The organism is Bosea sp. (in: a-proteobacteria) (genome assembly GCF_023953965.1).
GTDB lineage: Bacteria > Pseudomonadota > Alphaproteobacteria > Rhizobiales > Beijerinckiaceae > Allobosea.
In genome coordinates this window covers 908,658-931,597 of the sequence record NZ_JAMLIX010000001.1, presented here as the reverse complement: position 1 = coordinate 931,597, position 22,940 = coordinate 908,658, and the positions used below count along the sequence as shown (strand labels likewise).

Sequence of the window (22,940 nt, the reverse complement as noted above, 5' to 3'; positions counted from 1 at the left end):
CGCCTCCCATGCCGGGTGTCTCGAGATAGTAAATCGTTTCATATCGGGAATTCACCGTCGTGTCCCGGGTTGGTTGCCGTCACAAGCATGGTCTTCCCGGAGCCTGCGGAAATAGCCGGTGAGAAAAATCGCCCCGGCCCGTCGAGATCAATCGGTCATGTCAGGCTGAATGGCCGGACCGGCGCCGGATCCCTGGCCGACCGGGAAGCGATATGTCTCCGCGGAGCGGCCGGCCTCGTCCAGAATCCAATCACGAAAGGCCATCAGGCGCGGATTCTTCTCCGCCCGTTCGAGATAGGTCAGATAATAGGCGTTGCCGTTCTGGAAGACGAAATCCAGAGCCGGAACCAGATGCCCGCGTTTGAGGTCCTCGGCCACCAACGCCATCTGACCGATTGCGACACCGATTCCGTCCGCGGCTGCCTGATAGGCCAGGCTCGAACTGCCGAAACGCAGGCCGTGGCCGGCATTCACTTCATCGGCTCCGGCCGCGCTCAGCCAGTCGCGCCAGTCATCGGGCCGTGCCAGCGAATGCAGGAGCGTATGCCCCGCCAGGTCCGCCCCTTTCCGCAGAGGCGGGCCGGAGGCGAGCAGCTGCGGGCTGCAGACCGGAACCAGCTCGCCGCCGGCGATGCGATGAGCGACGAGGCCGCTCCAATCTCCCCGCCCGAGCTGGATCGACATGTCGACGTCACCCAATGCCAGGATCGACACCGGCATCGGGATGAAAGAGGTCGTCAGCCGGATGTCCTGCGTCGGGTCGCGCTTGAGAAAGAGCGGCAGGCGCGGCATCAGCCAGCGCTGCGCGAAGGTCATGGCGCAATGAACATGCAGCGGCTGCTCCTGATAGGCACTCCGCAGGCGCAGGGTCGCGCCGTCCACGCGCTCGAAGACGTCGGTCAGCGCTCCCGCATAGGCCCGGCTCGCGTCGGGGATGCGCAAGTCGCGATTCGTCCGGTCGAAGAGCTCAACGCCGAGGAAATCTTCGAGCAGCTTGATCTGGCGGCTCACGGCGCCCGGCGTGACGTGAAGCTCCTCGGCGGCCCGTGTGAAGCTCATATGCCGGCCCGTGGCTTCGAAGGCGCGCAATGCATTGAGCGGGGGCAATCGCCAGGCCATGCCGTCCCTCTTTGAAAAAACGATTCATATCGCCATGATGCTGGCTGCACAAGCTGTCGGGCGAACCGGGGACCCGCCTTTTCCCGCCGGGAGGCGGGGCCCGGCCGAGCTCCCGAGGGCGCCGCGTGAACGGGGGGAAGGGCTCTTCCTCGCCGGGATCAAGCTTGAGGAAATCTCAAAATATCCCGCCATTAACTCGTTTGACCCGCAGCCGGCGGCGCGTGAAAGAATTCGGCGCGAAGATATACGTTTGACGCTGCACCCCGACGCCGCCGTCGCGGTTCGAAACGGTGCGCGTTTGCCAGCTTGTGGCCGGAGACGCCCCGGAATGTCGGTCGATTTCTCGATCAGGGACCATGTCGCGACGGTCATGCTCGACCGGCCCGAGGCGATGAACGCGATCGATCCCGAAACGCAAGCGGCGTTGCTCGATTGCTGGGCCCGCATCCGGCAGGACGACGATGTGCGCGTCGTCATCCTGACCGGTGCCGGCGAGCGTGCCTTCTGTACCGGGGCCGACCTCAAGAAGACGATGCCGCCCGCCGAGAACTATGCCGCGCTCGCCTTTGGCGCCGGCGACGTCGCATTCTCCGCCAACCTCGAGCTCGACAAGCCGATCATCTGCGCCATCAATGGCTACGCGCTCGGCGGCGGGCTGGAACTGGCGCTGGCCTGCGATATCCGCATCGCTGCCGACACGGCGCGCTTTGGATTTCCGGAAGTCCGGGTCGGCAGCATTCCCGGCGACGGCGGCACCCAGCGTCTGCCGCGGACCATCGGCGCCAGCGATGCCATGCTGCTGCTTCTGAGCGGCGATCATATCGACGCGGAGGAGGCGAAACGTCTCGGCATCGTCAGCCGCGTCGTGCCGGCTGCGGCTCTGCGCGCCGAAGCCGAGGCCATCGCCGGCCGCATCGCCGCCAATGCTCCGCTGGCCGTGCGCGCCGTGAAGCGTCTCGTCAAGCAGGGCGCAGGCCTGCCGGTCGATGTCGGAATCGCGACCGAGCGGCTGGTATGGGGTGTCCTGCGCGATACGCAGGACCGGATCGAAGGACGACGCGCCTTCCAGGAAAAGCGTAAGCCGGTCTTTCGCGGGCGCTGACGCCGGGCCGATGGCGATCGGGCAACGGCATGCTCCGCGACGATGAGCCGGCGGACGGACGATCGAGCGATAAAGCCGGGAGGACCCCATGACCGATCCCACGAGGCGCCCCGGCAAGACCGCGGCGGAGAAGATCGGGGCGTTCGTCGCGTCGGTGAGGCCGGAAACCCTGGCTGCGGAGGTGGTGCGCCTGGGCGCGCATTCGTTTGTCGACACGTTCGGGGTGTCGATTGGTGCGGCCCGCGAGCCCGGCGGGGCGATCGCCATGGATTATGCCACCGAAGGGCGTTGCGGTGGCCCGGCCACGATCTGGCCCACCGGCCGGCACGCCCAGCCCGAGGATGCCGCGCTCGCCAATGGCGTGCTCGCCCATTTGCTGGACTATGATCACATAACCGCCAATGCCGGGCGCGGTCATCCGGCGGTGGTGCTGTGGCCGGCGCTTGTCGCGCTCGGCGAGACGATCGGCGCGACCGGCCGGCAATTGAGCGCGGGCTTCGCCGTCGGCTACGAACTGTTCATGATGCCCGGGATCGGCAAGATCCTCGATCACTATGCCCGCGGCCACCACGTCACCTCCACTTACGGGCTGATTGCCGCCACGGCCGCGGCCGCCAACCTGATCGGGCTCGATGCCGGGAAGGCGACCATGGCCATCGGCATGGCCGCCTCGCATGCCGCGGGCCTGCAGGCCAATTTCGGGACGATGACGAAGTCCCTGCATGCCGGCATCGCGGCCTCGGCCGCGGTGCGCTGCGTCCGGCTGGCGGCGCGCGGCTTCACCGCCTCGGCGGATGCGCTGGAAGGCCGGCAAGGTTTTGGCGGCGCCTATACTTTCCCCGATCTGAGCGTCGATATGGACGCGTTGGGAAAAGGGCCGCTCGCCCTCGGCGCAAGCAGCCTTTCGGTCAAGAAATTTCCCTGCTGCCTCAGCGTGCATATCGCGGTGCAGACCGTTCTGGACATGCTGGCGGAAAGCGCGATCCCGGCGGCCGATGTGGCGAGCATCCGGGTCGCCGTCGAGCCACGCGGCCTGACGGCGCTCATCCACCACCGCCCCGTCAGCGGCCTGCAAGGCAAGTTCAGCATGGAGTATTGCGTTGCAGCGGCGCTGATCGACGGCGCGCTCGGATTGGAGAGCTTCACGGACGAAGCCGTTCAGCGTCCCGAGGCCCAGGCTTTGCTGCGCAAGGTCGAGGCCATGACCGATGGCGGCGACCAGCGCCCGCTGCGCGCTGCCGTGGATATCGTGCTGAATGTTGGAACCCGCCTGCGCAAGCAGCGGGATAGGCTTCCCGGAAGCCCGCAACAGCCGCTCAGCGAAGCCGAAATGCACCGGAAATTTCGCGATTGCGTCGCCTATTCCGGGCTGGATGTCGATACCGACGGTTTTCTCGCCAAGATGGCCGATTGGGGCGACCGGCCGATCTCTTCCATTCTCGGGACGATCAGCCCGGCTCCAGCTCGATGACCCCGGCCCGCGCCAGCGCGGCGACCTGCGCTGGCGAATAGCCTGCGACACGGGTCAGGATCTCGGCGGAGTGGCTGCCGATGCCGGGTGCGTCACGGGTGATTCGTAACGGGGCCTCGGAAAGCTGGAAGGGAAATCCCTTCACCAGATCGCCCCCGTCGGTCCGCGACAACGCGTTGTCCCAGAGCTGGTGTTGCAGCGACAGCAGCGAATGGCCGTCGAGAACCGGGGCGGCGGCTATGCCCGCCGCTTCCAGGGATGCGACCGCTTCCGCGCCGGGCCGGCTCGCGATCCAGGCGCGCAGCGCCGTGTCCAGATCGGCGTCCGACCGTGGCGTTCCCATGCCAGGGACGGTCCGGAGCCGATCGATATCGGCGGCATCGACCGTCACGGCGACCCATTTGCCGTCCTGATCGCGGAAGCAGTCCTGCACGCGGTGCGGGGCCTGCGCATTGCCGGCGCGGGCGGGGGCGGCATCGCGCCCGGCCGCGAGGAAGGCCTCGCCGCAGAGGAAGCTGGTGAGCTCGCGCTGCGACAGGTCGAGATGGGTGCCGCCTCCGCCGTTCCTGCGCACACGCCAGGCCGTCGCGATGATGCCGGCGGCGAAGATCGCGACGATCTGGTCGGGATAGTTCACGTCGCGCCCGCTGATCGTCGGCGGGCCGTCGGGATAACCGGTCAACCAGGCGAGGCCGGCGACGGCCTCCAGGGTCGAGCCATAGGAGACATAGCCGGCGTCGGGGCCGGTTTCGCCCTGGCTCGATACCGACGCCAGGATGATCGCGGGATTGGCGCTGCGCAGCGCCTCATAGTCGAGGCCGAGCCGGCCGAGCACGCCGCGGCGAAAGTTCTCGACCACGATATCGCTGTTCGCCACCAGGCGCAGGAAGGCGGCGCGGCCGGATTCGTGCTTGAGGTCGAGGCTGATGCCCAGCTTGTTGCGGTTGGTCGCCCGAAAGAAGGGGGGCAGCCCGCCGGAGCCGGCTGCCGGATCGCCCGCCGCCCAGAGGCGGAACGGGTCGCGATAGTGCGGCGATTCGACCTTGATCACCTCCGCTCCCATATCGGCGAGCAGCGCCGAGGTCGCGGCGCCGGCGGTGATGATGCCGAGATCGAGGACCCGGCAACCCTGCAGCGGCGCCGGCGTCATCGGTGCGCGACCATGACGTCGTGCGGCGCGAGCGCACCCGCCGGGAATCGCATCCCGCCCCAGACGACCGGGAGCTGCGGCATCGCGGCCGCTGCGCAGCCCGCTGCGCCAACCGGCGCGAAGAGGCCGCGCGCGACGTTCTGCGGATCCGCCACAAGCTCCTCCACGCTCCAGACCGGACCGATGGGCAGCCGGCGCTTCAGCGCCTCCGCGTGCAGCGCCTCGCGCCGGCGCAGCAGGAAGCGTTCCGCGATGATCTGCGTCACCTCCTGGATCCGGCGCAGCCGCTCGGCGCGCCCGGCGAAGCAGGGCGCTCTCAGCCGGGCATCGTCGACCATGTCGCAGAGCCCGGCCCAATCCGCATCCTGATAGACGAGCGCGACCCAGCCGTCGGCGCAGCGGATCACCTGCCATTCGGCCGCGGCGCCGGCGCGGCTCAGCAGCGGCGCCGGGGCGACGAAAGGCGCGCTCTTCCAGTTGAGCCAGACCACCGTGTCGAGCATCGAGACATGGACGGTCTCCGCAGCCGCCCTGCCCGCGACCTTGGGCTTGCACAAGGCGGCGGCGATGCCGGCGAAGGCGGAAAGGCCGGCGGCATAGGCGGCCTGGTTGCCCGCGAGCCTGAGCGGCTCGCGCCCGGGATCGCCGACCATGTCGAGGAGGCCGCCGAGCGCCTCCACGGTGAAGGAGCTGGCCGGCCCGTGCCGGGCCTCGGGCTTGAACAGCGACAATACGGCGACGACCGGCGGCAGCTCCGTTGAACGCCTGCGGAGGGCTTCGTCGAGGATGACGACATCCGCATCGGCGAAGGCGCCATCATGGTCCGGCACGATGCGCTTGCCGGCATCGAGGAAGGCGGCGGTCGTGCTCGTATCGCCGATGAAGGGGGGGATGCCGCGCAGCGGATCGCCGCCCCCGGTCTCGATCTTGACGACGCGGGCGCCGAGATCGGCTGCGATGCGCGCCGCAAGACCGCCGGCGAGGCGCAGCCCCAGCGGGGCATCCGCCGCATAGGCCTCGACGATCGCGACGTCATGAAGCGGTCTGATCGCTGCCTCCCGCGACTGGTCCGTCTGGCAGGAGGCGCACGGCATGCTGCGCCCTGTCGCCCTGGCGGCGATAGACGAATTCGACCTGCGCGCCGATCCAGGAGCCCTCGGGCTCGTCGCCGACCAGGTTGGAGACGACGATCGGCCCTTCTGCGATCTGAACGGCGACGGCGTTGTACGGGGGCGGGAAATCGTCGAAATACTGGCGGTGGAACACCACCCAGGACAGGATCGAGCCGCGCCCCGATACCGCTTCCCAGCGATGGTCCATCGACAGGCAATGCGGGCAGATCGGGCCGGGCGGGTAGCGGAAGCGCAGGCAATCGTCGCAGCGCTGCAGGGCGAGACGCCGATTCTCGATGCTGTCCCACATCGGCTGATCGTAGAGCGTGAGCACGCGGTTGGAGAGGCCCATGACGCGCTCCTACCGGCCGTAGATGATCGAGACGGCCTTGCCGGCCACATCGGAGCTGTAATGGACGAAGCGGCAATCGGGCACCTGGCGCTCGCCGCATTCGCCGCGTATCTGCCGCACGGCTTCGACCTGATGATTCCAGCCTTGCATGTAGCTCTCCGAAAGATGGCCGCCGCTGGTGTTCACCGGCAGGCCCTTGGCCAGCGAGATTCCGTGCTCGCGCATGAAGCGGCCGGCATCGCCGACGCGGCAATAGCCGTAGCCCTCCAGGGCGAGCGGGATGTGGCAGGAAAAGCTGTCATAGACCTGCAAGGCGCTCATCTCCGCGGGGCCGGCGCCGGCCATGGCGAAGACCTGCTCGGCCGCCTCGCGCTGCGCCGGGCGGTAATAGTCGAACAGGCGCGGTTCGAGGCTGGTCGCGCCCGTGTTCAGGTCCGAGCGGCCGACGCCGCGGATCGGCACGGCCCGCGCCGTCATGCGCCGCGCGCGGCTGGCCTCGGCGATGATCAGCGCGACGCCGCCATCGTTGATCAGGCAGTAATCGAACAGATGCAGCGGCTCGCAGATATAGCTGGAGGCGAGGTAATCCTCGATCGTGATCGGCTTGCGCATCAGGGCGTTGGGGTTTCGGCTGGCCGCCAGGCGCTGGGCTACCGCCACCTCGCCGAGCTCGGCCTCGGTCAGCCCCTCCAGCTCCATGTAGCGCCGGAACATCATCGCATAGAGGGCCCCCTGCGAGGTGAAGCCCCAGGGCGCGTGGTAGACATAGGACAGGAACATGTTCCCGCCCATCGCATCGGCCCCGCCGTAGCTGATCGCGGCGGAGCGCTGATCGTTGCCGTAGACCAGCGCCACGACCTCGGCGAGCCCGCTGCGGATCACCGCGCAGGCTTCGATGATGCCGAGCATGGCGTCGGCCTGTCCGCCCCAGCGGACATTGAGCCCGAGCAGCTCGCCGATGCGTTCGTACGAGGTCGTCGGGCCGACGATGAGGCCGTCGATCTCGCTGCGCTCGATGCCCGCATCGGCGAGCGCCCGCCGGAAGGCGACCGCAGCGTAGCCGTTGGAATCATGGGGCTTTCCACCGGCGCGGACCCGGGCGTGATCGCCGATCCAGTCGCTGTGCCCGACGCCGGCGACGGCTGCCACGCCGGCGATATCGCGTTCGGACATGGCATGTGTCTCCCGGCAGGGGGAAGTGCTGGCTTCCCCGAAAAATTCTGGCGTGACGATGCGTCGTGACGGCGCGGCGAGGGCTAGGATACGGTCCGCCCCGCGGTCAGCGTCAAACGACTAATCGGCAAGACGGCTTGAGCTTCTCTCAACGCCGATGACGGTCTTGGCCGATGCCGGTCTTGGCCGATACCGGTCTTGCGCGAACCGCTGCTCTCCTGACGATACAGGCGCCGGGGGGCGGCATTCCGGCGCTCGTCCTGGCTCGGAGGTGCGATCAGATCGGGAAAGCGGCGCTTCATGAAAACGTTTCATTGACAGCGATGCTCCGGACCCCTTAGGCTTGAGGAAATAGGAGAGGGAGCCGGGATGGGGGTCGGTCCGCCTTCGTCCGAAGGCGCTCGCGGTAGTGTGGTGTCGCTTGAGGCCGCGCCGTCCTGAGCGGTGCGATGCAATCGAGGGGCCGGACGAGCTGAGAAGGTTGCGGCATTTCCTGCCAGTATCGAATCGGAGGTAATCGGCGAGATCGCCGCTGAAATCTGGCGTTTTGCGCTTTATCCAGCGGTCCGTCTCGTTGTTGGGAGAGCAGAACGATCCGCTGCTTCACGCCGAACGGTATAAATCATCATATAAGCGAACAATGACCTGGGATTAGGGCGATGGGCTTGAGCTTGGACATCGATGATTTTATCGGGAAGGATTATCCGGATATTCGTGAGTCCGTCCGAAAGATCTGTGCTAATTTCCCCGGAAAATACTGGACCGAAATAGAGGACCGCGACGAGTATCCATACGATTTCGTCAGGGAGCTGACCGAGGCGGGCTTCCTGGCCGCGCTTATCCCGGAGCAATATGGCGGCTCGGGCATGCCCTTGCGCGCAGCCTGCGCGATCGTGGAGGAGATCAACGCCAGCGGCTGCACGGCGGTTGCGGGTCTGGCGCAGATGTACATCATGGGCACTTTGCTGCGACATGGCAGCGAAGTGCAGAAGCAGCAATATCTGCCGGATATCGCCGCCGGCCGCCTGCGGTTGCAGGCCTTCGGCGTGACCGAGCCGACGACCGGTACCGATACGACCCAGTTGAAGACGCGGGCCACCCGCAAGGGCGACACCTATTTCATCAACGGGCAAAAGGTCTTCACCTCTCGAGCTTTGCAATCGGACCTGATGCTCCTGCTGGCGAGAACGCAGCCGGCCGATCAGGTTCGGAAGAGAAGCGACGGGCTTTCCGTCTTCATCGTGGATATGAAACATGCGCTTCAAAACGGAATGACGATCCGTAAGATTGAAACCATGATCAGCCATCAGACCACGGAAATCTTCTTTGACAACGTGCCGGTGCCGGCCGAAAACATGATCGGCGAAGAAGGCAAGGGCTTCCGCTACATTCTAGACGGGTTGAATTCGGAGCGGATACTCGTTTCCGCTACGGCGCTTGGAGATGCGCGCTTCTTCCTCGACAGGGCCGTGCCCTACGCCAAGGATCGCAACGTGTTCAACCGGCCGATCGGCCAGAACCAGGGCGTCCAGTTTCCGCTCGCGCGGGCCTATATCGCGATGAAGGCAGCGGCCGTCATGAGCCGGACCGCCGCCCTGCTGTTCGACAGCGGCAAGAATTGCGGTGAAGAGGCGAACATCGCGAAGCTGATGGCGTCCGAGGCGTCCTGGCAGGCCGCCGAAACCGCGATGCAGACTTTCGGTGGTTTCAGTTACGCCAGAGAATATGACATTGAACGCAAATGGAGAGAGACGAGACTTTTCCAGATCGGGCCGATCTCCACCAATATGATCCTGAGCTATGTCGGCCAGCATATTCTCGGTCTGCCGAGATCGTTCTGAGCGGCAATGTCGGGTCGGCAAGGACCGGCTCGTCGGCCGGTAAGGGGCGGCTTGCGTGTGCTGTCGCGTTGCGCCCGGCATTGAAATTGGGAAAACGGCTCCGGCCTGCTTCTCGTTGTTTCTGACGCTTGCTTTACCGGCCAGCGTTCTGCTGCGGATATCCTTGTAAGAAGGACGTCGCTGAGGGTCTTGGAATGCGCCCGAGAAGGTTTCGGGCGATGCCATGTCCCGTTGTGAGCTTCGCTCTTCACGCGTAACCGCGATCGGTGCCGCAGTTGCGGCAAGCACATCGCACTGCATAGAGGCGAATTCAAAGAGGTGCACGGCGAACGCAAAAATCCTTGTGGATAGCGTCCGTCAATGTGGTGTAATTTCGGGTGTGGGACCGGGCCGTCATGATCAGGCGGCCTTTGGTGTAATCTGAAGGGGCCTTTCGTCCTCGATCGCCGGTGTGTTGAGGTCCGCCATGGCCTCGACCTGCATGTATCGATGCTGAAGCTGCCACTCGTCGTTGGCTTCGAGCAGGACGGCTCCGATCAGGCGGACGATGCTGTCCTCGTTCGGGAAGATGCCGACGACATCGGCCCGGCGCTTCACCTCCTTGTTGAGCCGCTCCAGCGGATTCGTGCTGTGCAGCTTCGAGCGGTGCTGGGCGGGGAAGGCCATGTAGGCGAGCACATCGGCTTCCGCATCATCCATGAAGCTTCCCAGCTTCGGCCATCTGGCGCGGAGTTGGTCGGCGACATGCCGCCAGGTCTGCACGGCACTGTCGTGGTCGGGCTGGATGAACGCCTGCCGGATCGCGGCGGCGACCATGGTGTGCTGGCCCTTGGGAACGTAGGCCAGCGCATTGCGCATCGCATGAACCCGGCACCGTTGCCATGTCGCGCCGAGCACGCGGACAAGGGCCGCCTTCAGCCCTTCATGGGCATCCGAGATGACCAGCTTGACCCCGGTCAGTCCCCTGCGCACCAGATCGCGCAGGAACGAGGTCCAGAACGGCTCGGCTTCGGACGGGCCGATGTGAAGGCCGACGATCTCCCTCTTTCCGTCGGTATCGACGGCGACCGCGATTATCGCCGCCACGGAGACAATACGCCCACCCTCGCGCATCTTCAGATAGGTGGCGTCGAGCCACAGATAGGGCCAGTCGCCGGACAACGGGCGCTTGAGGAAGGCGTTCACCCGCTCGTCGATGTCCTTGCACAGCTTCGACACCGACGATTTCGAGATGCCCGTCATCCCCATGGCCTGCACCAGTTCATCGACCTTGCGGGTCGAGACGCCGTTGATCCAGGCTTCCTGGATGACGGCGACCAGCGCCTTCTCCACCGTCTTCCTCGGCTCCAGGAAGCCGGGGAAGTAGGCTCCGCTGCGCATCTTCGGGATTTTCAGGTTCAGCGTGCCCAGCCGGGTGTCGAGCGTCCGGTCACGGTAGCCATTGCGCCAGGTCTGCCGGGCTTCGCCGCGCTCGTATCGCCCAGCCCCGATCAGGCCATCGACATCGGCCTCCATGATCAGTTGCAGCACGCTCTCGGCGATCGCGCGCAGAAAATCAGGGTCGCCGCTCTTCGCGGAAAGCTCGGCAAGCGCTAATCTGTCCTCGGTCATCGGGTTCTCCGTTTCGGTCAGGTCGAAGTCTTGCAACTCCACCTTCTCAAACGGACCCGGTGCCCACACCGGTTTTGGCCAAAAACGCAGCGGATTCTCCACCGCTGTTTCCACCGAAAGCGCTCCCCGAAATTACACCACGTCCTCGGACGCTACCTCCTTGTGTCGACAGCTTGCCTGTGCAATCGTTTCACCGAGGCGCTCTTCACCCGATTTCCAAGGGCGCGGCCGATCACGCCAAAATATGGATTGAGACCGTGGAAGGCAGGACATCTCCAGGCTATGACATTCCCGCCGACCGCCTGAGGCGGAAGATCGGGAATTCCGAGCTTTCAGTGTGCCTTCGCGTCCTCGCGCATCGCACCGGAGAAATCGCCCATATCGCCCGCGCCAGCGGGTTCGACGCCCTCTATGTCGATATGGAGCACAGCGCCATATCCCCGCATCAGGTCGCCGAGATCTGCTCCGTCGCGCTCGCCATGCATTTTCCGGCGCTCGTTCGCGTTCCCGAGGAGGCATCCTCCCTGGCGACCATCCTGCTCGATGCCGGCGCGGCCGGGATCATCCTGCCCCATATCGAGAATGCCGAGTCCGCGCGGAAGGCCGTTGCGGCCTGCAAGTTTCCGCCGCTGGGAGCCAGGTCCATTTCAGGCGCGGCGATCCATCTCCACTACGCCGATACGCCCCTCGAGCAGATGATCGATGCCTTGAACAGGGCCGCTTTTCTTGCCGTCATGCTCGAATCCCGTGTCGCCCTGGCCAATGCCGATGCGATCGCCCAGGTGGAAGGGCCGGAGCTTCTGCTGGTGGGCACCTCGGACCTTTGCATCGAGATGGGAATACCGGGGCAACATGGCCACCCGGCCATCGAAGAGGCCTACAGGCACGTCGCGAAGGTCTGCAAGGCGCACGGCAAGGCGTTCGGCATCGCCGGCATCGGCGACAGGAACCTGATCGCGAAATACGCCGCGTTGGGAGCGACATTCGTTTCGGCGGGCTCGGATCATGCCATGCTGCTCGATGCCGCCCGCCAGCGCGTGAAGGTCTTGCGCGATGTCGTCGCGCCTTCGTCGAACGGAACGCAACCAGGACATGCCGCCGGCTGACGTGGCTTAGGCTTGAACGCGGCGCCGATCCATGCCGCGGAACGCAGATGTGTCGGATAGATAATGTCGTCGTCATCGAAGCTTTCGGAAGAAAAGCAAAAGATGCGGGGGGAGAGAGAGCCATGAGCGATGCCGCGATCGACGCGGGCGGGGCTGGAAAGCCGGGTTCGGGGGAAAGTGGCGAGCCGCTTCTGTCCGAGACCCGCGAGCACGTCCGGATTTTGACCATCAACCGGCCGCAGAGGATGAATTCCCTGTCGCCGGAACTGATAAACGCGTTGGCGACGGCCTTCACGGAGGCGGGGCACGATCCCGACGTGCGCGCGATCGTTTTGACGGCAACCGGTGAACGGGCGTTCTGCGCGGGCATGGACCTCAAGGCGCGGGCCGAAGCCGACAAAGCCGGCGCGCCCTATCGCTACTTCATGTCGGAGGTGAATCGGTTTTTCCTCGAGATCATTCTCGAAACCTACAAGCCCACGATCGCGGCCCTCAACGGCGCGACCGTCGCGGGAGGCTTCGAACTGGCGATGGCATGCGATCTGCGCGTGGCGGCGCAGGGCATCGTCATGGGTCTGCCGGAAGCCAAGCGGGCGATGGGCGCGCATTTCTGCACGGTCCTGCTGCCGCGCATCATTCCGCGCGCGCTCGCCCTGGAGCTGCTGTTCACGGGCGAGTACATCAGCGCGGAGCGCGCCAAGGAGATCGGGCTCGTCAACGCGGTCGTTCCCCGGGAGCAGGTCCTGGCCGCGGCGTTCGAGCTGGCTGCGAAGATCGCCCGCAACGCACCCGTGACGGTAAGGCGGATGAAGGAGACGGCCGTGAAGTCGTCCGGGCTGCCGCTTGCCGCCGCGCTTCGGCTGAATGAAGGCACGAATCCTTATCTGGCCGAGGATCGAATCGAGGGAATACAAGCATTCGTTGAGAAAAGAGAGCCGGTCTGGAAAGGAAGGTAAGATCGTCTCGGCGGATGCCGGAAGACAAAATCTCAACGCACGTTGAAAAAACGTTTTTTGCCAATCGAGTGGCGGCGTGGTATCGCCGAAATGGCAAATATAAATCAAATAAATAACAACTAACGTAGGGTGGAGGTGATGATGAAGAAATCAAATACCCTGATGGCTGCTGCCGCGCTGATGACGTTTCCTATCTGGAGCGCATCCATGGCAAATTCTCAGATAAAGGACGAATATGGCTCCCCGGAACTCATAGAGGCGGCAAAAAAAGAAGGGCAGATTACATTCTATTCGGCCCTCGTTTCCGAGACAGAAGAGTTCCTTATTGGCGAATTCAACAAACGCTTTCCGTTTGTCAAAGTGAATTTGATTCGTCTTCCGGGCGGCCAGTTGCTGACACGGGTAAAAACGGAAGCCGCCGCAGGAAAGCTCACGGCCGACGTTGTCGACACCTCCGATCCGGTGCTCGTCATGGAAGTCGAGCATCTATTCGCGGATTACGCGCCGCCCAATGCCGACCAGTATCCGGCCGAGAGCCATACGAAAAGACTTTGGTCCCGCACGGCGAATTCCTGGTGCATCTCGTATAATACGGCGCTGATCACCAATCCGCCTAAGACCTGGCAGGATCTGGCCGATCCGAAATATGCCGGCAAGACGGGCATGACGCCGATCCCGATCGGCGGATCGCCGTGGATCCTGGCGATGTTTCACCGCGAAAAGTTCGGTATCGAGTATTGGAAGGCGCTCGCCGCCAACAAGCCGACCTTCTTCACCAGCACGGCCTCCCTCACCAGTGCCTTGATCCAGGGCGAAATACAGATCGGCGCGAATCTGTCCAACGTTGCCTTGCCCAAGGCGCGTGAAGGCGCGCCGATCGATTGCAAGTTCCCGGAAGGGCCGATCGTCGTCAACCTCAATGTCGCCGGCGTGTTCGCCGGGGCGAAGAATCCGAATGCTGCGCGCCTGTTCATGAACTGGTCTCTGTCCAAGGAAGGGCAGACCGCCAATGTGAAGGGCCAGTATTTCTTCTCGACATTGGCGGGCGCGCCATTCCCGCTGGAAGGATATGAAGGGCGCGAGATCTGGATCGCAAAGCCCGCCGACCAGATCAGGCTGCGGCCGACCTGGTCGGCCGAATGGAACGCGATCTTCAACTATCACTGAACGCATCCGGCCCGTCCCGGCGTCGCGCTGGGGCGGGCCTGTCGCGCAGGTGAAATGGACGCGCCGGGCTCCTGGGCCGGGCCCTTGGGAGGGAGAGAATGAGCGTCAGCGCGGGAACTGCTACGGATGGGCTTCTCTCGTCTGCCTCATCCTCGAGGTACTTGGGAAAATATCGCCTTTTCTCAAGGCTGTGGTCGGTTTTTCTGATCGCCATCCTGACGTTTCTCATTCTCTATCCGGTCGGGATGCTGCTTCTCGGAGCCCTGACGAGCGGCAACCCGGTCGAGGTCGGCTATTCGAACCTGGAGCTGTCGCTGGACAATTTCGTGACGGTGCTCAGCAACCAGAACGGAGCGCTCGCCCTGCGCAATTCGCTGATCACCTGCCTCGGCGGCACCTTCGTCGCCCTGGTCATCGGCCTGACGTTTTCCTGGATCGTCGTGCGGACCGACACCCCCTTCCGGGACTTGATCGGCGCTTTCAGCGTGACGCCGCTGTTCATGCCGCCCCTGATCGCGGCCGTGGCATGGGCGATCCTGGGCTCGCCGAAAACCGGCCTTCTCAACACCGCTCTGGGATGGATGGGTTTCGATTTTCGTATCAATCTCTATAGTCTGGGCGGGCTGATTGCCGTTTTCGGCATGTATTATGCCCCTTATGTTTACATGTTTACGGCGTCTGCTCTCCGAAACATGGATCCGAGTCTCGAGGAATCCGCGGAAACCGCAGGCGCCAGCCCCTTCGTCACGATGATGACCGTCACGTTTCCCCTCATCGCGCCGGCGATCATCTCGGGGATGCTGCTGTCCTTCATCATCATGATCGGCATCTATGGCATCCCGGCCGTCCTCGGTTCGCCGGCCAACATTCCGCTTCTGACGACCTATATCTTCAGATTGGTGGTCTTCACGCCGCCGCTCTACAACACGGCTGCTGCGGTCGCGGTTCTGCTCATGATGGTGACGGGCATTCTGGTGCTCCTGCAGCAATACGCCCTGCGCGGCCGCTCCTATACGACGATCGGCGGTAAGGGAACGCGCCCGCGGACGCTTCGTCTCGGGCGCTGGCGCTGGGTGATGTTCGCCCTGGCGATGCTCTATATCTTCGTGGTGGTGGTGCTGCCGCTGGTTGCGCTATCCGTTGCGGCTTTCCGCAAGTACATGTTCATTCCAAACCTGGCGAGCCTGCTCGACGCCAAGCAATACACGCTCGGCAATTTCGCCATCGTCCTGGGCAACGCTTTCACGATGCTGTCGGTGTGGAATACGCTCCTGGTCAGCCTGATCACGGCCGTGTTCGGCGGGCTGCTCGCCTTTGCGATCGGCTATACCGTCTATCGCAGCCGCTCCGTGCCGGCTCGCGGCTTCATCGATCTGGTGACCGCCCTTCCCATCGCCATTCCCGGTCTCGTCATCGGCGTGGCCTATCTGTGGGCGTGGATCGGATTGCCGGGAGGTCTTTACGGCACGATCTGGATCATGGCCTTGGCTTTTATTGCCCGTTTCCTGCCCGATACGGTCAGGGCGCTGTCCAATTCGCTGATGCAGATCCATCGCGAGCTCGAGGAGGCGGCATGGATCTGCGGCCGCGGCACGGTCGGGACGGTGACGTCGATCGTTCTGCCCCTGGCCTGGCCCGGCCTGGTTTCGGCGATGACGCTGCTCTTCGTGCTGGCCGTGCGCGAGCTTGGATCGTCACTGTTCCTGTATTCGAGCGATACCATCGTCATGGCGGTTCTGCTTCTGGATATTTACGAATCCGGCAATATCGGCCGCGCGGCGGCCTTCGGCCTGATCCAGATCGTGCTGATCGGTCTCGTCCTGATCGTTGCTCATCTCATTTCGAAGCTCGTATCCAGAAAAAGCAACAGTGGCAGCCAGGAAGTATTGCCGCGATCTCTTTAGATAGCATTCTTGGAGGAGAAATATGGCTGCCTCGCTCGATGTCAGCGATCTGCGTAAGGACTACGTTCAGGGTAAACCTGTCGTCGATCATGTCAGCTTTCATGTTCCGGCGGGTGAAATCATCGTCCTGCTGGGATCGTCCGGGTGCGGCAAGACCACGACGCTGCGCTGTATCGCCGGCTTGGAGCACCCGACGGCGGGGCGCATCAGCATCGGCGGGCAGACGGTATCGTCGCCTGCGGAAGGCATATTGCTGCCGCCCCGCTCGCGCGAGATCGGCATGGTGTTCCAGTCCTATGCGGTCTGGCCCCATATGAGCGTCAGGCAGAACGTGATGTATCCGCTGAAGCGCCGCGGCGTATCCAGGGACGAAGCCGAGCGCCGCGTGAAGGAGGCCCTCGATCTCGTCGATCTCGGGGCTTATGCCGACCGTTCCGTCGTGGCGCTCTCGGGCGGCCAGATGCAGCGCGTGGCGCTGGCGCGCAGCCTGAGCTACCGTCCGCAGCTCCTCCTGCTCGATGAGCCGCTGTCGAATCTCGATGCCAAGCTGCGCCTGCGGTTGCGCGACGATTTGCGCCGCATCATCAAGCAGACCGGCACGACGGCGCTCTATGTGACGCATGATCAGGCCGAGGCGACCGCGCTCGGCGATCGCATCGGCGTCATGCACAATGGGCGCCTGCTGCAGCTCGCGCCGCCCGAGCAGGTCTACAGCCACCCTGCCGCGCTGTTCATCGCCAACTTCACCGGCGCCACCAACATGGTTCAGGCTCGCGTCAGGAGCCGGCAGGCCGGCGGCTGCACCCTGGAATTGTCGGGCGGGCGCACGCTATCGGCCAGCATGCCCTCGCCGATCGGCGAGGGGGCCGGCGCGGTGGTGGCTTTCAGGCCGGAAAGCGTCCGGCTGTCGCGGGCGAGCTCGGAACACAGTCTTCCCGGAACGATCGTGGAGAAAAGGTATCAGGGCGTCCAGACCGCGTACCGGATCAAGATGTTCGACGAGATCCTGGAGGCCGTGGAGGTTGGAAGCGAATTGGGCCACGACGTCGGTCAGGATGTGAATGTCTCGATCCCGCAGCAGCATTGCTGGGCGTACGAAAGAGACAAGGATAGTTATAGCTTGCTTGCGGAATAAGAAGAAAACGTTTTCTATAAAGATAACAGCCAAACTGGATATAGTAAATCTGGCAAGACAGGGATGAAGGAAACGGCGATGAGCGTTGATCTCGTGGAGCAGTTTTGCGCGTTGGTCAGGCAGCCGCGGCCTCTGAGCGCTGCGGAAAGGGCCGAGGTCATCATGGCCTTCGAGGACACCTGGGCGGTGGCGCATGTCGGCTGGCACGAGCCGGTCGCCGTCGCGGCGCGCCGGCTCTATGCCGGCGACCGCGTGCCGCTGCTCGACGGCACCTATGTGAACTCGATGGATCAGGCCGCATTCGTTCATGCGATCGCCGGTCATGCCATCGATTACGACGACTGCGAGATGACGGGCGCCACGCATCCCAGCACCGTCCTCGTCCCGGCCTTGCTGGCGGTGCAGAGCCAGCGGAACAAGGGTTCCGAACGGCTAATCAATGCGCTCGCCGTCGGAACCAGCGTCAGCGTGGCGCTCGGGCGTGCCATGGGCTTTGCCCATTACGAGCAGGGCTGGCATCCGACCAGCACCATCGGTCCGGTTGCGGGCGCCGTCGCGCTGGCGCATCTGCTCGAGCTCAACGACGAGCAGACCCGCCATGCGATCTCACTGGCGGTCTCCCAGGCCGGCGGCATGCAGCGCAACTTCGGAACCGAAGGCAAGCCCATGCATGCGGGCTTCGCCGCCTCGGCGGCGGTTCGCGCCGCCCTGCTCGCGGAGGCGGGCGTGACCGCGGACAAGAACGGCCTGGGGCCGGGCGGGTTCTTCGATCTCTATGGCGCCGGCGGCGAGCCGGTCGAATCGATCAAGGTCGATCTCAATGTCGGCACGCTCTCGCGCAAGCTCTTCCCCTGCTGCTACGGCACCCACCGGCTGATCGGCGCGAGCCACGAGGTTCGTTCCGAACTCGGCGCCTCCCTGCCGGAGACGGCCCGCATCGAGGTGACGGTTCCGTATGGCGGGCTGCGCCCTCTGCGCGTCGTCGACCCTAGGACCGGCCTGGAGGGCAAGTTCTGCGCCTCCTATTGCACGGCCGTGGCCTTGGAGCAGGGCTGGGTCGGCCTGGAGGATTTCACCGACAGCGCCGTCCATCGCCCGCGGATCCGCAGCCTGATGGAGCGCATCACCGTGACGGAGGACGAGCTGGAGGGCGACGAGATTCCGATCGGCGTCGATCACGGCACGGTCCGGGTCCGCGTCAAGGATGGGGAGCGGGTTCTCGCGGCCGCCGAGATGTCCGCCTTTCCCGGCTCGCCGGCCGCGCCCTTCACCCCCGAGCAGCTGGACAGGAAGATTTCCGACTGTCTCGAAGTCTACTCCTCTCATGCATCGCAAGCGCTGGGCCTGGAAAAGTTCCGCAGGGATCTTTCCCGGGTGCTCGGATGACGCGCGTGCCCCGATGAGAGCCTTGCAAATCCGCGATTCAGGAGAGCGCAGATGTCGCTGACGGAATGGGAAGAAGGGCGTGAGTTTCCGCCCAAGGGAACCTTCATCGAGGTCGTGGAGGTCGGTTCGCGCGACGGGTTCCAGATCGAGCGGGACTTCATTCCGACCGACCGCAAGATCGAGATCATCAATGGTCTCATCGATTCCGGCGTGCGTTATCTGGAGGTGACGTCCTTCGTTTCGCCCCGCGCCGTGCCGCAGCTTGCGGACGCGGCCGAGGTGATGGCGGGGATCGATCGCAGCAAGGGCGCCTATCTCACCACGCTGGTTCCCAACCTCAAGGGGGCCGAGCGGGCCGCCGCGTCCCGGGCCGATGCGATCGTCATCGTCTGCTCCGCCTCCGAAACCCATAACGCCAAGAACGTCAATCGTTCGGTCGCCGGGTCTCTCGCCGGCTTCGGCGAGATCATCCGGTTCGCCCATGACGCGGGCATGGATGTGGTCGGGGGCATCGGCACCTCCTTCGGCTGCCCCTTCGAGGGCGATATCGATCCGCAGGCCGTGCTCGATCTCGCGAAGGCCTATGCCGATCTCGGCGCCCGGCAGGTGACGCTGGGGGATACGACCGGCATGGCGACCCCGCCGACCGTGAGGCGCGTGGTCCGTCTGATCAGGCAGGAATTGCCCGATCTCGGCATCAGGCTCCACTTCCACAATACCAGGGGTATCGGGCTCGCCAACGTGCTGGTCGGCCTTGCCGAGGGGGTCACCCTTTTCGATTCCTCGGTGGCGGGCCTGGGCGGATGCCCGTTCGCGGCCGGCGCGACCGGAAACATCTGCACGGAAGACCTCGTCTATCTGTTGCATGAGAGCGGCTACGAGACCGGCATCGATATCGAGAAGCTGGTCAAGGTCGCGCGCCGCACGCAGCAGGTCATCGGCCGCGAGCTGTCCGGGCAGGTGATGAAGTCGGGCCAGCGGCTGCAGCTCTACGATGCCGGGGCGGTTTCGACCGCGGCCGGCTGACCGCGCCGGCCCTGCCGGCAAGGCGCGTGAAGAGGACGGGCCCTTTTTCTCGCATGGCGGCCGGGGGCCGCCGGGGGCCATCGAAGATAACCGGGAGACCCTTGTCATGGTTGCGGACGGCAAAGACATCATCCAACGTCTCCGGCGCCTTTCGACGCCGAATATCTCGGATGCGATGGACAGGCTCGGCCTGCGCGGGGCGATGACCGGACTTTCCGTGCTCGACAGGGGCATGCCGAGGCTGGCGGGGCGGGCGCGAACCGTTCTGCAGGGGCCACGCAGCGCCACCGCCGTGCCCGGTCAAGGCTATGCGCGCCATATCGATCTGGTGGACAGCGCGCTCGAGCCCGACGACGTTCCCGTCATCGCGGTGACCGGCGGCGTGGCGGCGAGCTCGTGGGGATATCTGCTGTCCCTGCGCAGCAGGGCGCGGCGCGCGGCAGGCGTGGTCGTCGATGGCACGGTGCGCGATCCCTCGCAGATCGTGGAACTCGGCTTTCCGACCTTCTCGCGCCGCGATTGTTGCTCTGCCGGCACGAAGCTGCGGGTCGAAACCCTGGCCGTCGATGCCCCGATCATCTGCGGCGGGGTTCATGTCAGCCCGGGCGATTTCATCGTCGGGGACGACAGCGGCGTCGTCGTGATTCCGCCGTCGGCCGTCGCCGAGGTCATCGCCGCGGCCCAGGCCGTCGAAGACGCCGAGGAGCAGCTGGCCAGGCGGCTCACCGAAGGCGGCACCTTCAAGGAAACGGGCTCCTACGGCGGCAAGAGCTGAGGCCGTCAAAGGCTGTGCGAGCCTTGCGAACGGGCTTTATCTCGATATAAAACGTTTCATCATCTCTTTTTTGCTCAGATAGCTGGACGGAGACCATGCAGCCTGAATTGCCTCTTTCCGGCACGATTGCGATCGAGATCGGCCATAGCGTCGCGATCCCGTTCTGCGGTCAGATCCTGGCGACGCTCGGAGCGACCCTGATCAAGGTCGAGCATCCCGAGCGGGGAGACGACGCCCGCAAATGGGGCCCTCCCTTCTGGCACGGCACATCGTCGCTGTTCCAGGCGCTCAATCGCGACAAACTCGGCGTCACCGTCGACCTGAAGGACCCTGCCAGCCGGGACCGGCTTCGCAAGGTCATCGTCGAACGCGCCGACATCGTTGTGCAGAACCTGCGGCCCGGCGTCGTCGAGACGCTCGGGCTCGATGCCGCAAGTATCCGGGCCCTCAATCCGAAGCTGATCTATTGCAGCCTTTCCGGCTTCGGGGCGGAGGGGCCCCTCAGGAACCGTCCCGGCTACGATCCGCTGATGCAGGCCTTCGGCGGGATCATGAGCATCACCGGGGAGGAGGGACGGGCCCCCGTGCGGGTCGGTCCTTCGATCATCGATATGGGTTCGGGCATGTGGGCCGCGCTCGGGATCGTGGCGGCGCTCAGGCGCCGCGAGCTGACCGGCGAGGGCTGCGAGGTCGAGGGGTCGTTGTTCGAGACGGCGGTTACCTGGATGAACATGACCGCCGCGGCCTATTTCGCCTCCGGCAACGTGCCCGGCAGGATCGGATCGGAGGCGCCGTTCGCATGCCCCTACAACGCCTACAAGACGGCCGATGGCTATATCATCATCGCCGCGGGCAATGATCGCCTGTTCCGGCTTCTCGCCGACGTTCTCGGCCATCCGGAATGGGCCGGCGACGCGCACTACCTCACCAATGCGGACAGGGTGAAAAACCGCGTCGCGCTCAACGGCCTGATCGCGGCGATCGTGGAAACCCAGCCGAAGGCCCACTGGCTCGAGCAGCTGGAAAAGGCAGGTGTCCCATGCGCTCAGCTCCAGTCGATCAACGAGGTGGTCGAGCACGAGCAGACGATCGCGCTGGGGATGCTGCAGAACACGCCTGAACAAGCCATGCCGCTGATCGGCCTGCCCCTGAGGTTCAACCGGACGCGCCCGCCTTGCCGGCACGACCCGCCGACGCTCGGGCAGCACAATGCCATCCTGGACGAGCTTTGCGGCGACACGGCCGCGGCCGGCTAGCGCATTTTCGAGCGGAGCAGGCGGCTGTTCGCGCGCTCCAACCCGACGATCCCTTTTGGAGTTTGCAAGCAATGACCTCGAATCCGTCTCAGCCATGGGATGCCGGCGAGGAGACGCTCGTCCCGCTCGGTCGCGATTTCGCCGATCTGAGGGACTCGGTCCGTAGTATTTGCCAGAAATTCCCGGCGAGCTACTGGCGCGGGCTCGAGGACAGGAAAGCCTATCCCGAAGCCTTCGTGGAGGAATTCACGAAATCCGGCTACACCGCCGCCCTGATCCCCGAGGAATATGGCGGCTCCGGCCTTTCGCTCAGGGCGGCCTCGGTCATCGTCGAGGAGATCAACTCGACCGGCTGCTGCGCTGCCTCGTTCCATGGCCAGATGTACATCATGGGGACGCTGCTGCGGCACGGAAGCGCGGAGCAGAAACAGAAATACCTTCCGAGAATCGCGACCGGTGAACTGCGCCTGCAGGCCTTCGCGGTGTCCGAACCCACCACCGGCACGGATACCACGCAGTTGAAGACGCGCGCCACGCGCAAGGGCGACAAGTATATCGTCAACGGTCAGAAAGTATGGATCTCACGCGCCCTGCATTCCGACCTGATGCTGCTTCTGGCCCGGACGAAGCCTCTCGATCAGGTCAGCAAGAAGACCGATGGAATATCCGTGTTCCTCGTCGATGTCGATGAGGCGAAACGCAATGGAATGGATGTTCGCCCGCTCGACGCGATGATAAATCATCAGACGAACGAGATCTTTTTCAACGACGTGCCGATCCCTGCGGAAAACCTCGTCGGCGAAGAGAACAAGGGCTTTCAATATATTCTCGACGGCATGAACGCCGAGCGCGTCCTCGTCGCGGCGGAGGCCGTCGGCGATGCGCGCTTCTTCATCGACAAGGCCTCGGCCTATGCGAAGGAGCGCATCGTGTTCAACCGCCCGATCGGGCAAAACCAGGGCGTCCAGTTTCCGATCGCCCGGGCCTATGCCGAGATGCGCGCGGCCGACGCCATGGTGCGCAACGCGGCTGCGTTGTTCGACCATGGCAGGCCCTGCGGCGAGGAGGCCAACATCGCCAAGCTCCTCGCCTCGGAGGCGTGCTGGCGCGCCGCGGAGGCGGCGCTGCAGACCCATGGCGGCTTCGGCTACGCGCGTGAATACGATGTCGAGCGCAAATGGCGCGAGGCGCGCCTTTTCCAGATCGCGCCGATCTCCACGAACCTCATCCTGAGCTATCTCGGGCAGCATGTCCTGGGCATGCCGCGCTCCTTCTGACGCGGCAGCGCGCAACAACGC

The 22,940-nt window shown here is 64.6% G+C and carries 19 protein-coding genes; 13 read left to right on the top strand and 6 right to left on the bottom strand.

From position 1 onward, the window contains the following. Window positions 1-147 precede the first annotated feature (147 nt). Window positions 148-1,059 (bottom strand): LysR substrate-binding domain-containing protein, encoded by a 912-nt coding sequence (locus M9917_RS04365; RefSeq protein ID WP_297251187.1) that lies wholly within the window; start codon window positions 1,057-1,059, stop codon window positions 148-150. A gap of 10 nt (window positions 1,060-1,069) precedes the next feature. On the opposite strand from M9917_RS04365, the gene M9917_RS04360 reads away from it, so the two are divergent. Together M9917_RS04360 and M9917_RS04355 are read left to right on the top strand one after the other, a co-directional pair. Beyond that, complete coding sequence (locus tag M9917_RS04360) at window positions 1,070-2,221, top strand: enoyl-CoA hydratase/isomerase family protein (RefSeq protein WP_297251185.1); 1,152 nt, start codon at window positions 1,070-1,072, stop codon at window positions 2,219-2,221. Window positions 2,222-2,309: 88 nt separating this feature from the next. Then, entirely contained in the window at window positions 2,310-3,692 is a 1,383-nt protein-coding gene (locus M9917_RS04355) for an MmgE/PrpD family protein (protein WP_297251183.1), read from the top strand. Here the strand turns inward: M9917_RS04355 and M9917_RS04350 are convergent. From M9917_RS04350 to M9917_RS04335, 4 genes are read right to left on the bottom strand one after another with little or no spacing between them, the layout of a single operon-like run. Further along, a complete protein-coding gene (locus M9917_RS04350) occupies window positions 3,670-4,842 on the bottom strand; it encodes a CaiB/BaiF CoA transferase family protein (protein WP_297251181.1) in 1,173 nt (390 codons plus the stop codon). The genes M9917_RS04355 and M9917_RS04350 overlap by 23 nt on opposite strands. Continuing rightward, entirely contained in the window at window positions 4,839-5,936 is a 1,098-nt protein-coding gene (locus tag M9917_RS04345; protein ID WP_297251179.1) for a CoA transferase, read from the bottom strand. The genes M9917_RS04350 and M9917_RS04345 overlap by 4 nt, the downstream gene beginning before the upstream one ends. Further along, window positions 5,875-6,306 (bottom strand): Zn-ribbon domain-containing OB-fold protein, encoded by a 432-nt coding sequence (locus M9917_RS04340; RefSeq protein WP_297251177.1) that lies wholly within the window; start codon window positions 6,304-6,306, stop codon window positions 5,875-5,877. The genes M9917_RS04345 and M9917_RS04340 overlap by 62 nt, the downstream gene beginning before the upstream one ends. 9 nt (window positions 6,307-6,315) lie before the next feature. Next, a complete protein-coding gene (locus tag M9917_RS04335) occupies window positions 6,316-7,479 on the bottom strand; it encodes a thiolase family protein (RefSeq protein ID WP_297251174.1) in 1,164 nt (387 codons plus the stop codon). Between the two features lie 659 nt (window positions 7,480-8,138). Between M9917_RS04335 and M9917_RS04330 the strand changes: the two genes are divergently transcribed. Beyond that, the gene (locus M9917_RS04330; protein ID WP_465246323.1) at window positions 8,139-9,320 is read left to right on the top strand and encodes an acyl-CoA dehydrogenase family protein; all 1,182 of its coding nucleotides are present in this window, start codon (window positions 8,139-8,141) and stop codon (window positions 9,318-9,320) included. Between the two features lie 399 nt (window positions 9,321-9,719). Here the strand turns inward: M9917_RS04330 and M9917_RS04325 are convergent, their stop codons facing one another. Further along, window positions 9,720-10,931 (bottom strand): IS256 family transposase, encoded by a 1,212-nt coding sequence (locus M9917_RS04325; RefSeq protein WP_297254662.1) that lies wholly within the window; start codon window positions 10,929-10,931, stop codon window positions 9,720-9,722. A 59-nt stretch (window positions 10,932-10,990) separates the two neighbouring features. On the opposite strand from M9917_RS04325, the gene M9917_RS04320 reads away from it, so the two are divergent. The 10 genes from M9917_RS04320 to M9917_RS04275 all read left to right on the top strand — a co-directional run bounded on the left by M9917_RS04320 (window position 10,991) and on the right by M9917_RS04275 (window position 22,919). After that, on the top strand, window positions 10,991-12,037 hold the full coding sequence (locus tag M9917_RS04320) for an HpcH/HpaI aldolase family protein (protein WP_297251170.1): 1,047 nt from the start codon (window positions 10,991-10,993) through the stop codon (window positions 12,035-12,037). A 122-nt stretch (window positions 12,038-12,159) separates the two neighbouring features. Then, window positions 12,160-12,993, top strand: a complete 834-nt coding sequence (locus M9917_RS04315) for an enoyl-CoA hydratase/isomerase family protein (RefSeq protein ID WP_297251168.1) — start codon at window positions 12,160-12,162, stop codon at window positions 12,991-12,993. A 138-nt stretch (window positions 12,994-13,131) separates the two neighbouring features. After that, entirely contained in the window at window positions 13,132-14,160 is a 1,029-nt protein-coding gene (locus tag M9917_RS04310; RefSeq protein WP_297251167.1) for an ABC transporter substrate-binding protein, read from the top strand. A 98-nt stretch (window positions 14,161-14,258) separates the two neighbouring features. After that, the gene (locus M9917_RS04305; protein WP_297251164.1) at window positions 14,259-16,064 is read left to right on the top strand and encodes an ABC transporter permease; all 1,806 of its coding nucleotides are present in this window, start codon (window positions 14,259-14,261) and stop codon (window positions 16,062-16,064) included. Between the two features lie 22 nt (window positions 16,065-16,086). Beyond that, complete coding sequence (locus tag M9917_RS04300; RefSeq protein ID WP_297251163.1) at window positions 16,087-17,199, top strand: ABC transporter ATP-binding protein; 1,113 nt, start codon at window positions 16,087-16,089, stop codon at window positions 17,197-17,199. A gap of 78 nt (window positions 17,200-17,277) precedes the next feature. After that, window positions 17,278-18,585: an MmgE/PrpD family protein gene (locus M9917_RS04295; RefSeq protein ID WP_297251161.1), complete on the top strand. Its 1,308-nt coding sequence runs from the start codon at window positions 17,278-17,280 to the stop codon at window positions 18,583-18,585. 51 nt (window positions 18,586-18,636) lie between these two features. Further along, a complete protein-coding gene (locus M9917_RS04290; protein ID WP_297251159.1) occupies window positions 18,637-19,611 on the top strand; it encodes a hydroxymethylglutaryl-CoA lyase in 975 nt (324 codons plus the stop codon). Between the two features lie 106 nt (window positions 19,612-19,717). Further along, window positions 19,718-20,386, top strand: a complete 669-nt coding sequence (locus tag M9917_RS04285) for an RraA family protein (protein ID WP_297251157.1) — start codon at window positions 19,718-19,720, stop codon at window positions 20,384-20,386. Window positions 20,387-20,481: 95 nt separating this feature from the next. Continuing rightward, window positions 20,482-21,642 (top strand): CaiB/BaiF CoA transferase family protein, encoded by a 1,161-nt coding sequence (locus M9917_RS04280; protein ID WP_297251155.1) that lies wholly within the window; start codon window positions 20,482-20,484, stop codon window positions 21,640-21,642. Between the two features lie 71 nt (window positions 21,643-21,713). Further along, the gene (locus M9917_RS04275; RefSeq protein WP_297251153.1) at window positions 21,714-22,919 is read left to right on the top strand and encodes an acyl-CoA dehydrogenase family protein; all 1,206 of its coding nucleotides are present in this window, start codon (window positions 21,714-21,716) and stop codon (window positions 22,917-22,919) included. The last annotated feature ends 21 nt before the right edge of the window (window positions 22,920-22,940 follow it).

Excerpts from the sequence above, each read along its gene's own strand:
- M9917_RS04365 (WP_297251187.1), bottom strand. The coding sequence starts at position 1,059 with ATGAGCTTCACACGGGCCGCCGAGGAGCTTCACGTCACGCCGGGCGCC.
- M9917_RS04355 (WP_297251183.1), top strand. The coding sequence starts at position 2,310 with ATGACCGATCCCACGAGGCGCCCCGGCAAGACCGCGGCGGAGAAGATC.
- M9917_RS04350 (WP_297251181.1), bottom strand. The coding sequence starts at position 4,842 with ATGACGCCGGCGCCGCTGCAGGGTTGCCGGGTCCTCGATCTCGGCATC.
- M9917_RS04345 (WP_297251179.1), bottom strand. The coding sequence starts at position 5,936 with ATGCCGTGCGCCTCCTGCCAGACGGACCAGTCGCGGGAGGCAGCGATC.
- M9917_RS04340 (WP_297251177.1), bottom strand. The coding sequence starts at position 6,306 with ATGGGCCTCTCCAACCGCGTGCTCACGCTCTACGATCAGCCGATGTGG.
- M9917_RS04335 (WP_297251174.1), bottom strand. The coding sequence starts at position 7,479 with ATGTCCGAACGCGATATCGCCGGCGTGGCAGCCGTCGCCGGCGTCGGG.
- M9917_RS04330 (WP_465246323.1), top strand. The coding sequence starts at position 8,139 with ATGGGCTTGAGCTTGGACATCGATGATTTTATCGGGAAGGATTATCCG.
- M9917_RS04325 (WP_297254662.1), bottom strand. The coding sequence starts at position 10,931 with ATGACCGAGGACAGATTAGCGCTTGCCGAGCTTTCCGCGAAGAGCGGC.
- M9917_RS04315 (WP_297251168.1), top strand. The coding sequence starts at position 12,160 with ATGAGCGATGCCGCGATCGACGCGGGCGGGGCTGGAAAGCCGGGTTCG.
- M9917_RS04310 (WP_297251167.1), top strand. The coding sequence starts at position 13,132 with ATGATGAAGAAATCAAATACCCTGATGGCTGCTGCCGCGCTGATGACG.
- M9917_RS04305 (WP_297251164.1), top strand. The coding sequence starts at position 14,259 with ATGAGCGTCAGCGCGGGAACTGCTACGGATGGGCTTCTCTCGTCTGCC.
- M9917_RS04300 (WP_297251163.1), top strand. The coding sequence starts at position 16,087 with ATGGCTGCCTCGCTCGATGTCAGCGATCTGCGTAAGGACTACGTTCAG.
- M9917_RS04295 (WP_297251161.1), top strand. The coding sequence starts at position 17,278 with ATGAGCGTTGATCTCGTGGAGCAGTTTTGCGCGTTGGTCAGGCAGCCG.
- M9917_RS04290 (WP_297251159.1), top strand. The coding sequence starts at position 18,637 with ATGTCGCTGACGGAATGGGAAGAAGGGCGTGAGTTTCCGCCCAAGGGA.
- M9917_RS04285 (WP_297251157.1), top strand. The coding sequence starts at position 19,718 with ATGGTTGCGGACGGCAAAGACATCATCCAACGTCTCCGGCGCCTTTCG.
- M9917_RS04280 (WP_297251155.1), top strand. The coding sequence starts at position 20,482 with ATGCAGCCTGAATTGCCTCTTTCCGGCACGATTGCGATCGAGATCGGC.
- M9917_RS04275 (WP_297251153.1), top strand. The coding sequence starts at position 21,714 with ATGACCTCGAATCCGTCTCAGCCATGGGATGCCGGCGAGGAGACGCTC.